At 43.4% G+C, this 11,598-nt stretch carries 9 protein-coding genes; 7 read left to right on the forward strand and 2 right to left on the reverse strand.

What is annotated here, in order from left to right; translation table 11 throughout:
- The first annotated feature begins 7 nt into the window (after positions 1 to 7).
- The 3 genes from OGM63_RS23030 (at position 8) to OGM63_RS23040 (ending at position 4,600) form a co-directional block, all read left to right on the forward strand.
- Positions 8 to 601 (forward strand): Maf family protein, encoded by a 594-nt coding sequence (locus tag OGM63_RS23030; RefSeq protein ID WP_263748005.1) that lies wholly within the window; start codon positions 8 to 10, stop codon positions 599 to 601.
- Between the two features lie 237 nt (positions 602 to 838).
- Positions 839 to 1,177 carry a hypothetical protein gene (locus OGM63_RS23035; RefSeq protein ID WP_263747999.1) on the forward strand — a complete coding sequence of 113 codons (339 nt, stop codon included), beginning with the start codon at positions 839 to 841 and terminating at the stop codon, positions 1,175 to 1,177.
- Between the two features lie 60 nt (positions 1,178 to 1,237).
- Positions 1,238 to 4,600 carry an NACHT and WD repeat domain-containing protein gene (locus tag OGM63_RS23040; RefSeq protein ID WP_263748000.1) on the forward strand — a complete coding sequence of 1,121 codons (3,363 nt, stop codon included), beginning with the start codon at positions 1,238 to 1,240 and terminating at the stop codon, positions 4,598 to 4,600.
- A gap of 206 nt (positions 4,601 to 4,806) precedes the next feature.
- On the opposite strand, the gene OGM63_RS23045 is transcribed toward OGM63_RS23040, so the two are convergent.
- Positions 4,807 to 5,043: a hypothetical protein gene (locus OGM63_RS23045; RefSeq protein WP_263748001.1), complete on the reverse strand. Its 237-nt coding sequence runs from the start codon at positions 5,041 to 5,043 to the stop codon at positions 4,807 to 4,809.
- A 257-nt stretch (positions 5,044 to 5,300) separates the two neighbouring features.
- Between OGM63_RS23045 and OGM63_RS23050 the strand changes: the two genes are divergently transcribed.
- From OGM63_RS23050 to OGM63_RS23065, 4 genes are all read left to right on the forward strand, one after another.
- Positions 5,301 to 6,035, forward strand: a complete 735-nt coding sequence (locus OGM63_RS23050; RefSeq protein WP_263748002.1) for a phycocyanobilin:ferredoxin oxidoreductase — start codon at positions 5,301 to 5,303, stop codon at positions 6,033 to 6,035.
- Positions 6,036 to 7,039: 1,004 nt separating this feature from the next.
- Positions 7,040 to 8,458 (forward strand): HlyD family efflux transporter periplasmic adaptor subunit, encoded by a 1,419-nt coding sequence (locus tag OGM63_RS23055; RefSeq protein ID WP_263748003.1) that lies wholly within the window; start codon positions 7,040 to 7,042, stop codon positions 8,456 to 8,458.
- Positions 8,459 to 8,591: 133 nt separating this feature from the next.
- Positions 8,592 to 9,746, forward strand: coding sequence for an ABC transporter permease DevC (gene devC, locus OGM63_RS23060; protein WP_263748004.1), 1,155 nt, complete (start codon positions 8,592 to 8,594; stop codon positions 9,744 to 9,746).
- Positions 9,747 to 9,891: 145 nt separating this feature from the next.
- Complete coding sequence (locus OGM63_RS23065) at positions 9,892 to 10,626, forward strand: DevA family ABC transporter ATP-binding protein (RefSeq protein ID WP_263748006.1); 735 nt, start codon at positions 9,892 to 9,894, stop codon at positions 10,624 to 10,626.
- A 45-nt stretch (positions 10,627 to 10,671) separates the two neighbouring features.
- On the opposite strand, the gene OGM63_RS23070 is transcribed toward OGM63_RS23065, so the two are convergent.
- Positions 10,672 to 11,496: a hypothetical protein gene (locus OGM63_RS23070; protein WP_375340519.1), complete on the reverse strand. Its 825-nt coding sequence runs from the start codon at positions 11,494 to 11,496 to the stop codon at positions 10,672 to 10,674.
- Positions 11,497 to 11,598 lie beyond the last annotated feature (102 nt).

The following is an 11,598-nucleotide window of genomic DNA, read 5'->3' on the forward strand; positions in this document are numbered from 1 at the left end:
CTCCCCTATGGGTATCCCTACCTTCATACTCGCCTCTGCTTCCCCGGCACGACGCCGTTTGTTGCAAACTGTTGGAATTGAGCCGACTGTTTGCGCTAGTGATTTTGATGAGTCGCAAATCCAACTCAGTGAGCCAGGACAATTGGTGGAAACTCTTGCTCAGTGTAAGGCAGAAACTGTAGCGCCTCAGTTTGCATCAGGTTTGATTATGGGTTGTGATTCGGTTTTGGCTCTTAATGGTGAGATTCATGGTAAACCAGCAGATGCATCTGAAGCGATCGCTCGTTGGCAAATCATGCGAGGTAATTTTGGCGATTTGTATACTGGTCATGCTTTGATTGACAAAGACCAAAATCGGACTTTAGTCAAGTCTCAGGTAACAAGAGTTTATTTTGGGAAAATGAGCGATCGCGCAATTCAAGCTTATGTTGCTACGGGTGAACCCCTCAAGTGTGCTGGTGCTTTCGCTATTGAAGGTTTTGGTAGTTTATTTGTGGAAAAAATTGAAGGGTGTCACACTAACGTGATTGGTTTGAGTTTACCTCTGCTGCGGCAAATGTTGGCGGAACTGGGGTACGATGTGACTGATTTTTGGCGGTAGCCCTCAGGCTAGAAGCCTGGGGCTACACAAACAAAGCCCGCCTGCGCGGGCTAGTTAAGCGTATATTTATAGATAATTGGTCAATTTAATAATATTTCTGTAACCTAGGCTACAAAATAAAGAATACTGTTGCAAAGAGGCTGTCTTATAACTTTACGTTTGCGGAGATGGTGAGTGCGATGTCGGGACGACAACGCTTTGCGAACGCAATAAAGTTACCTGGGAATAGGTAATATTATGTCCGCAACCGTCGTAGAGACGTTCCGTCAAGTGGTAGAGACGTTCCGTCAAGTCGTAGAGACGTTCCGTCAAGTGGTAGAGACGTTCCGTCAAGTGGTAGAGACGTTCCGTCAAGTGGTAGAGACGTTCCGTCAAGTGGTAGAGACGTTCCGTCAAGTGGTAGAGACGTTCCGTCAAGTGGTAGAGACGTTCCGTCAAGTCGTAGAGACGTTCCGTCAAGTGGTAGAGACGTTCCGTCAAGTCGTAGAGACGTTCCGTCAAGTCGTAGAGACGTTCCGATGGAACGTCTCTACAAAGGGCAATAGTAAAATCACTCTGTCTGTAAAGACTAGATAAGCTCTTGTAGTGGAAAAGAGTGATTTTACGGGCTTCTAAAACCATTACATTTATTCCCTAATGAATAATAAAGCGCGTGTCAAAACGATTTTACTGTTGGCAGCGAATCCCAGAGATACTTCTAAACTGCAACTTGATGTAGAGGTGCGGGAAATTGATGAGGGATTGCGACGAGCAAATAAGCGGGAACAGTTTAAATTAGAACAAAAGTGGGCAGTGCGATCGCGTGATTTTTACCGCGCTATTCTCGACACTCAACCGCAGATTGTTCACTTTTGCGGACACGGGACTGCTGAAGATGGAATTATCCTGGAAAATGAGATGAAGCAGACGGTGTATGTACAAGCTGACGCGCTAGGGAGTATGTTTAAGCTGTTTGCTCAAAAGGGTGTCGAGTGTGTTGTTCTCAATGCTTGTTATTCAGAAGTGCAAGCAGAGGCTATTAGCCAATATGTAAAATATGTCATTGGCATGAATAAAGCTGTGGGTGATAAAGCAGCTGTTGCCTTTGCTGTGGCATTTTACGATGCTCTAGGTGCTGGGGAAGATGTGGAGTTTGCCTATGAATTAGGTAAATCTCAGATGATAGGTTTTTTGGAGCATCAGACTCCGGTTCTGAAGAAAAATCAGTTAACTGATGTCTCGACTACTTTTGAAACAGAAGTTATTCCACCCAACCCTTACCAAGGATTGTCTGCTTTTGGGGAAGAGGATGCAGCCTTCTTTTTTGGACGGGAGACTTTTGTGAATGAGTTAGTGCAGACGACTCGCAAACAGCCTTTGGTAGGTGTAGTTGGTCCGAGTGGTAGTGGTAAATCTTCTGTGGTGTTTGCGGGATTGATTCCCCAGTTGCGAAGTGAGGGAAACTGGCTGATTTCATCTTTCCGTCCTGGGAATCAACCATTTTATCAACTTGCTTATGCGTTGGTGCGTCAATTAGAGCCAGAACTGAGTGAAACTGGACTACTGCGGGAAGCTGCGGGACTGGCAGGTGATATGCAGCAAGGTAGAATTACTTTGGAGCAAGTAGCGTCTCGCATCAAAGAACGCAACGGTGGTAAACGTCTGTTGTTAGTTGCAGACCAATTTGAAGAACTTTATACGCTTTGCCAGAAGGAAGAACAAGAACGCTTTGCTGATGCAATGCTCTCGGCTATTTCTTTAGAAAATCTGACACTGGTTTTCACTTTACGAGCTGACTTTTATGGTTATGTGCTTTCCTACCGTCCCTTTCGGGATGCGTTGCAGCAGTTTACACCTCAGTTGTTGAGTTCGATGAAACGGGAGGAATTAGAAGCAGCGATCGCACTACCGGCACAAAAGTTAGAGGTGCAATTAGAAGGGCAACTGACGCAACGAATTTTGGATGATGTGGGACAAGAACCGGGTAACTTGCCTTTGTTGGAATTTGCTTTAACTCGACTGTGGGAGAAGCAAGAAAACCGGGTGTTAACTCACCAAGCATACGATGAAATTGGGGGTGTGAAGAAAGCGATCGCCAATCATGCAGAACAGGTTTATCAAAAACTTAGTGAATTACAGCAAAAACAGGCAGAGCGAATTTTTGTGCAATTAGTGCGTCCTGGGGAGGGAACGGAGGATACTCGACGGATTGCGACTCGTGGGGAGGTTGGGGAAGATAATTGGGGCTTGGTGAGTTATTTAGCGGGATATCAAGCGCGGTTGGTGGTGACAGGACGCCGCGAAGACCTCACCCCGTCCTATCGGACACCCCTCTCCTTGCTAAGGAGAGGGGATGGGGGTGAGGTCTCTTTGAGCCAAAAAGACCTAACCCCCCTGCCCCCTTCCCTGCGAGGGAAGGGGGAGACGGATTCTCTTAGCCCCTCCCCCAGTAGGAGAGGGGATGGGGGTGAGGTTTCTCCGGAAGATACAGTAGAGGTGGTGCATGAAGCGCTGATTAGGGAATGGGGAACTTTGCGAAAGTGGATAAATGCTAACCGTCAGTTTCGCACTTGGCAAGAACGGTTGAAAGTGGCATTACGAGAGTGGAAAAATGACAACCATGACTCTGGGGCTTTGTTGCGTGGTGTGCCGTTGACTGTGGCAGAAGATTGGTTGCACAAGCGTGCGGAAGAAATGACGCAGGAGGAGCAAGATTTTATTGCAGTTAGCGGACAGCAACGGGATAGGGAGAAGCGGCAACGCGATCGCACACGGCGACTGGCAATTATCGGGCTAAGTAGCTTCTCTATAGTATCCTTGGGTTTAGCAGGTTTAGCCGGTGTAAACTGGCGGAGTGCCGCGATAGGTGAAATTAATTCTCTTGCTAATACTTCAGATATACTTTTGGAATCAGAGCCGCAAGAAGCCTTAAAAACCAGTTTAAAAGCTGTTGTGCAAATGCGGCGTACACCTTGGGTAGACGCAAATACCCGAACGCAGGTCAAACTGGCATTAATGCGTACAGTTAACAGCGTGAACCCACTAAACATCTTGGGAGGGCATAAAAGCTGGGTATATGGTGTCAGCTTCAGCCCGAATGGCAAGATGCTGGCTTCTGCAAGTTCTGACAAGACGGTGAAATTGTGGGATACCTCTACCTACAAACAAATTAAAACCCTAACTGGGCATACAGGTGAGGTTAATGGCATCAGCTTCAGCCCGGATGGCAAGATGCTGGCTTCAGGTAGTCGCGACAAGACGGTGAAACTGTGGGATACCTCCACCTACAAAGAAATTAAAACCCTCGCTGGGCATAAAGAGTGGGTTACTAACGTCAGCTTCAGCCCGGATGGCAAGATGCTGGCTTCAGGTAGTCTCGACAAGACGGTGAAACTGTGGGATACCTCCACTTACAAAGAAATTAAAACCCTTTCTGGGCATAAAGAGTGGGTTACTGGCGTCAGTTTCAGCCCGAATGGCAAGATGCTGGCTTCAGGTAGTGGTGACACGACGGTGAAACTTTGGGATACCTCCACCTACAAAGAAATTAAAACCCTCACTGGGCATAGAGGATGGGTTAAGGGCGTCAGCTTCAGCCCCGATAGTAAAATGCTGGCTTCAGGTAGTGCTGACAAGACGGTGAAACTGTGGGATACCACCACGGACGAAGAAATCAAAACCCTCACTGGGCATACAGGAGCGGTTATTAGCGTTAGCTTCAGCCCTAATGGCAAAATGCTGGCTTCAGGTAGTGGTGACAATAGGGTCAAACTGTGGGATACCTCCACCGACAAACTAATTACAACCCTCACTGGGCATATAGGAGAGGTTCTTGGCGTCAGCTTCAGCCCCGATAGTAAAATGCTGGCTTCAGGTAGTGCTGACAACACGGTAAGACTGTGGAGATTAGATTTTGATTATTTAGTTAAGGAGGGGTGCGGGTTTATCGACAATTATCTCAAGCCTAATCCGGATGATGAGGATGCGCGGGAGATTAAAAAGGACTTGTGTAAGAGTTGAATGTTGGTTGCGATCGCTTTAATATTAGTAGCGATCGCCCTAGACATAGGCATGTAAATTAATTATGCATTATTCAAAACCCTTGTAGAGACGTAAGCTAGCTACGTCTCTATTTGTTTTCATAGCCACAGCTTACATATTTAGAGCGATCGCCCTTCATATCCTAACCAAACCTTAAAACTTTGTAACGAAAGTTGAAGCATTGGTCACGATCGCTTGTTGTTTGTAACGAAAGTTGAAGTGTTGGTGACAAATGCTTTAATGTTGGTCACGATCCGAAGTGCGATCGTGACCACAGCTTTAACATTGGTAGCGATCGCACTTCGTATCCTAACCACAGCTTTAATTTTTGTAGCGTAGGCGCAGCCCAAACTAGGCATCGCTTGTATGTTTATAATCAAAGCTTTCACATTTGTAGCGATCGCGCTTGTTGTCATAATCACAGCGCGTCCCCTGTAAAAGCCCGACAAGAAAGAAGGGTGCGGCTACACAAACCAAGTCCACCTGCGTGGACTAAATACTCAAAAATTCCTTTAGCCTACGCGTTGGTGGGCTTTTTTCGTATAGCCCCAGGCTTCCAGCCTGAGGGCTTCTATTTGATTATATTACCAGCGCGTTCCGCACTCTTTGCGGTACTCCGTATCGCCCGATCGCCCAAGAGCGATAAACTGACAAATAAACAATATTCCCCAATCACAACATGTCACTAGCTTCTACACCCTCACTGCGATCGCAACAACATCCCTTAATTCGTCAGTTGGCTGATACCATTGAGGCAGCTTGGCACAAGCACCTTGATTTATCACCCTACCATTTGCCCGCAGAGTTGGGATATGTAGAAGGTAGACTCGAAGGTGAAAAACTGACGATTGAAAACCGCTGCTATCAAACACCGCAGTTCCGCAAGATGCACTTGGAACTAGCGAAGGTGGGAACTATGCTAGATATTCTCCACTGCGTTATGTTTCCGCGTCCAGAATACGACATACCGATGTTTGGTTGCGATTTAGTCGGGGGTAGAGGTCAAATTAGTGCTGCGATCGCAGATTTATCTCCGCTTTCACAACGCACTTTACCAGAAGCGTATAACTCTGCACTGTCTGCATTACCTGCACCTAACTTTTCTCAACCCCGTGAATTACCGGAATGGGGAGAAATCTTTTCAGAATTTTGTATCTTTGTTCGTCCCGGTTCTCCAGAAGAAGAAACGCTCTTTTTGTCGCGTGTGCGAGACTTTTTAGATATTCATTGTACGAGAGCGATCGCTTCCCATCCCGCTTCACCAGAACAAGTATTAAAAATCATTGCCGGACAGCATAATTACTGCACCAAACAGCAACAAAACGACAAAACCCGTCGCGTATTAGAAAAAGCCTTTGGTTCAGATTGGGCTGAAAATTATATGACTACAGTGTTATTTGACCTTCCAAATTAATTCTTGGCATTAGGACATACAAAAAAAATAACGTGACAATATCCCAATAATTCTAAATGTGGACTTATTGTCACTTTTTCTGCATAACTATCACTTCAAATGCTGAAAAGTGTTTATCTGTAAGCTGTGCTACGTTTTCCAAAAAATCATGAATGTAGAATTCAAAAAACAACAGTTGAACGGAGACAATAAATAACAGCACAGAAACCAGCGAGTAATTCTACTAACAGTTTGATATAAACTTTCGGAAAGTGTGATGTTGATGATACTCTATATGGTTTAAATTTTTGAGAGTACTTAATTAATAATCACTAGTGTCTAAAAAGCAAAATTTTGATAGGCATGAACTGCATTATGCACTCGCATAGAAGACTCGTAGTCATATCTTGCACCTAACGACTATAAGTCGCGGCTACACATACAAAACCCGCCTACGCGGGTTACAAAATCCTCTATTCTCCTAAAGTCCACCCAGGTGGACTTGGTTTGTTTAGCCGCGACTTTTAGTCGTTAGGGCTTGGCAATTGGTGTAGTTAATTTAGCCGCATAGCAAGTTCCTAAAATTAACCAGGTGTATCTGACCAAATTAAGCAAATCTCTTGATTTGTTGCAACATTTTTATTAAGCTTCCTTACCCGCCAGGGGTTATAAACCCCTGGCTTATAGCCAAAGTCCTCTTAAAGAGGACTAGATATAAATTTTAGTCCATTTTAATGGACTTGAGCTATTAGCCTGGAACTTGCAGTTCCGGGCGGGCTATGGTTCTAATTGAGAATGCTGCAAGATGTAAAGCTGAACGGACTTTAGCTATTAGCTTAAAACTTAAAGATGTATTTAGGCACGAGCTAAATTTTATTTTTGAACACAACTCCGTATTTATTCTAAACAACACTTAGAAATTCTTTAATAACCAGCAAATAAAAAGCGCCATTGTGCAAAGCTGTAGCGTTATTTCATCAGCTTTTTTGGTTCTTCAATCACCACAATTAAACGGACAACATACCATGTCAAGGGTGAATGAAAATTCAAGGTCAAGGGAACAACCACTTGAGCAACCTAAGATTTGGTGGGGTCTTGCTGTTGCCCTACCAGTAGTCATCGCTTCCGGGGTACTAGCTACAGCCAGAATTGAGCAGCTAAAAAAACTCAGCACTTCAGTACCTGTTGCACCAGTTGCGACTAGTATTAGTGCTGTGGGACGCTTAGAACCGCGAGGAGAAGTCATTAAACTATCCGCTCCAACTTCAGGATTGCAAGCGTCTTCACGAGTTGAGCAAATCTTGGTGAAAGAAGGAGAGCGAGTTAGAAAAGGTCAAATAGTAGCGATTTTGGATAACCACGATAGCCAAACAGCAGCAGTGGAAGAAGCCAAAGCAAAACTGCAAGAATCCCGCGCTAATTTAGCCCAAGTCAGAGCCGGTTCACCAAGAGACATTCAAGCTCAAAAAGCGGTAATTGCTCGCATACAGGCTCAATTAAGAGGTGAAGGTGAAGCTCAACAAGCAACGATCGCTCGCATTGCTGCTCAATTAAGTGGAGAAAAAATCGCTCAACAAGCAACGGTTAATCGTCTCGAAGCCGAACTACAAGGACAACGAGACACCTTAAGAGCAACCGTTTCTCGCGTCCAAGCCGAAGCTAACAACGCTCAAGTCGATGCTCAACGCTATAAAACATTATATAAAGAAGGTGCGATTTCTCAGCAGGAATGGGAAAGAAGACGCTTGAGTGCAGTAACTTCTTCTCAACAAGTTGCTGAAAGCCAAGCCAATTTAAGGCAAGCAAAAGCAACTTTACAACAACAACTTGCCGAAGCTAGAGCAAATCAAGTACAAAGTCAAGCCACTTTACAACAGCAACTGATTGAAGCCAAAGTCAACCGTGATAAAACTATCGCGACATTGCAAAGGCAAATTGACGAAGAAAGAGCCAAATTCAACAGACTTTTAGAAGTTCGTCCCACCGACGCGATGATAGCACAAGCTCAAGTTAGTAATGCGATCGCTAACGTCAGAAAAGCCCAAGCAGACTTGAAATTAAGCTACGTTGCCGCACCCATCCCCGGAGAAATCATTAAAATTCACACCAAAGCGGGTGAAAACATGAGTGTAGATGGCATCGCTGAGATTGGAAGAACCGATCAAATGATCGCGATCGCTGAAGTTCCCGAAGACAGCATTGCTAAAGTGCGTCTCGGTCAAAAAGCCACAATTACCAGCGATAACGGCGCCTTTAGTGGGCAATTACAAGGAACAATCGTTGAAGTTGGCAGAAAAATTGGCAAAAAAGACGTCTTAAATACAGATCCAGCAGCAGATGTGGATGCCAGAGTGGTAGAAGTAAAAATCGCCTTACCTCTAGAAGCTAGCCAAAAAGTTGGCGGTTTAACTAACGCCAAAGTAGTAGTTGAAATCAACATCTAGCCATCACCTTCTACCTACAATCTTACTTCTTTCTTCTCCTCCTTGGCGTACTTGGCGCACTTGGCGGTTCGTATTTCTTCTTCACCTTCTCTTTCCCAACAACACAGAAATATATAGTTTAAACACCTATAAAATGAGTCCAAAAATACCTTTAGCATGGCTACAATTAACACGCGAAAAAACTCGCCTTGTCGTCGCTCTGGCAGGAATTGCCTTTGCCGACGTTCTCATGTTTATGCAACTTGGTTTCCGCGATGCCCTGTATTTTAGTAACGTCCGGATGCATAGCAGCTTGCAAGGTGACATTGTTCTAATTAACTCTCAATCTAACGCCGTACTAGCAATGAAAAGCTTTTCACAAAGGCGATTATATAAAGCTTTAGATTTGCCAGCAGTGCAATCAGTTCATCCGATATATTTAGATTACGCCAGTTGGAAAAATCCAGTTACAGGTCGTCCTCGGAGTATTCTCACCCTAGCGATGAACCCAGAAGTTAATGTATTTAACTTACCTGGAGTTCAAGAAAACTTAGATAAACTGAAACTGCCCGACGTAGTTTTATATGACCGTTCTTCAAGAACCGAATATGGTCCAGTTGTAGCTACTTTTGACCAAGGTAAAAATGTCACAGCAGAAGTGCGGGGTAGACAAATTAAAGTAGCTGGATTATTTACTTTAGGTGCATCATTTGGTGCCGATGGTAATTTAATTACTAGTGATGTTAACTTTTTTAGAATATTTAACCATCGACAGCGAGGATTGATTGATATAGGCTTAATTAAATTAAAGCCGGGAGCAAATGCTAACTTAGTTGTGCAACAATTGAGAAGTTATTTACCAAAAGAAATCAACGTTTTAACTAAAGAAGAATTTATCGACTTTGAAAGAAATTATTGGGCAAGCAGCACAGCAATAGGATTTATTTTCACCTTAGGTACAATCATGGGTTTTGTTGTTGGAACCGTGATTGTATATCAAATTCTTTATAGCGAAGTTACAGAACACTTAGCTGAATATGCGACCTTAAAAGCAATAGGCTATACACAAAACTACTTATTATTTGTCATTCTTCAAGAAGCTTTAATTTTAGCAGTTTTAGGATACATGCCTGGATGGGCTTTTACAATGTTTTTATATAAACTTGCTAAAGACGCAACACTTTTACCAGTTTTCATGAGTTTAGATCGTGCAATCATGGTGCTAATTTTAACTATTTTAATGTGCTTTATTTCCGGTGCGATCGCCGTAAGGAAATTAGAAGCTGCCGATCCAGCAGATATATTTTAATTTAACTCCCCGTACAGACGTTCCAGTGGAACGTCTCTACCGCGCTTATAGTACAGACGTTCCGCCGGAATGTCTCTACTGCGCTTCTTGTACAGACGTTCCGCCGGAACGTCTCTACCTAAACCCTAACTTGTTTCAAACTATAATGACAAAACAACCTGTAATCGATATCAAAAATATTAGCCATTACTACGGTAAAGGCTCACTAAAAAAACAGATTTTGTTTGACATAAATTTAGAGATTTATGCTGGAGAAATTGTAATTATGACCGGACCATCAGGTTCAGGGAAAACAACATTATTGAGCCTGATTGGTGGATTGAGGTCTGTACAATCCGGAAGTCTAAAATTTTTAGGTGAAGAACTATCTGGAGCAAGTCAAAGTAAACTGGTAGAAATTAGACGTAATATTGGTTATATTTTCCAAGCTCACAACTTGTTAGGATTCTTAAACGCTAGACAGAATGTGCAAATGGCAGTAGAACTAAGCAAAGAGATTTCTAAGCAACATGCGGTTAATAAATCAGAAGCGATGCTTCAAGCTGTAGGTTTAGATGACAGGATTAATTACTTCCCAGATAATCTTTCTGGTGGACAAAAACAAAGAGTAGCGATCGCTCGTGCTTTAGTGAACCATCCCCCACTAGTGCTAGCAGACGAACCCACAGCCGCTTTAGACAAACAATCAGGACGCGATGTGGTAGAAATAATGCAAACCCTTGCCAAAGAGCAGGGAACCTCTATTTTGCTCGTGACCCACGATAACCGCATTTTAGATATTGCCGATCGCATCTTGGAAATGGAAGATGGTCATTTAGCTCGTAATTCCCAAAGCACCGTCAATAATTATGAGTCAAAAGTTAAACACCACAACTCCTAACTCATAGCTGGTAGCTAATAACTCAGAAATATACACATTTATTACCTAGGAATGTGATTTTTTCCTTCCAGATAGCTTATCGGGTGACGGAGGATTTGCTTGACGACTAGTACGAAAAGTCACATTTACACCTTCATTCGATTGTTCTAGCACCAGCAAAGGCGTAGGTTTAGCCTTTTGATCCCAATGTATATAAGCAATCCTACCTTGAATCGTCGGTTGCCAAGTATCTTGATCTTCAGCAGGGCTAAGATAAGTTTCAATACAATCAATAATTTGGCTGATGCTGGCAGAAGTTGCTTGTGTGGGTAACTTCATTAACCGGATTTGAACCCGAAACAGCACTCGCTTCGCAGGGACTCCCTCTATATTAGTCTCGTACTCTACATCAAAAACCTGATCCACCTGCCGTCCAGAACTATTGGCAACCCCAACAATTCCTTGTTGAGCTTGATTTGGAAGTAGTGCTTGAGAAATTTGATCTTTGACTTTGATTTTTATTTGATTGACGATCGCAAAATGAAACACTTCCTCAGACATCCGCATTCGCAAATAATCCAAATTAAAATCCCGTGAGTTAATCAAATCGGGATTAGTCTCCATTTTTCTAATTGTTTCCAGCGCTAGCTTAAACTTTTTCTCTAGTTCTCGTGCCCGAAATTTTTCAAACTTGATTTTCTTCTCCAACTTCTTCATCTCAAGTTTGCCATATACAATCAAAGCAATCACCGTCAAAGTTAGTAGTCCAGAGGTTACGACTAACAACAATTGTGGTATTTGCTGATTGTTTGCTGGTGCTACTGGCACTTGTTGAATTGCCTTAGTAATTTTTGACCCTGGCGATTGGGCAACAGATATTAAAATAGACATGATTGCAAACATAAATACTTGACTCCTGATTTCTAGGATGCCCAAATCCTTGATGTCATCTTGCGGTATTCTTGTTAAATTTTGACTAAGGGCATTGCAGGG

Origin of the sequence: Plectonema radiosum NIES-515 (genome assembly GCF_025753815.1) — a bacterium.
In the GTDB taxonomy this organism is placed as follows: Bacteria; Cyanobacteriota; Cyanobacteriia; order Cyanobacteriales; family Nostocaceae; genus Hassallia; species Hassallia radiosum_A.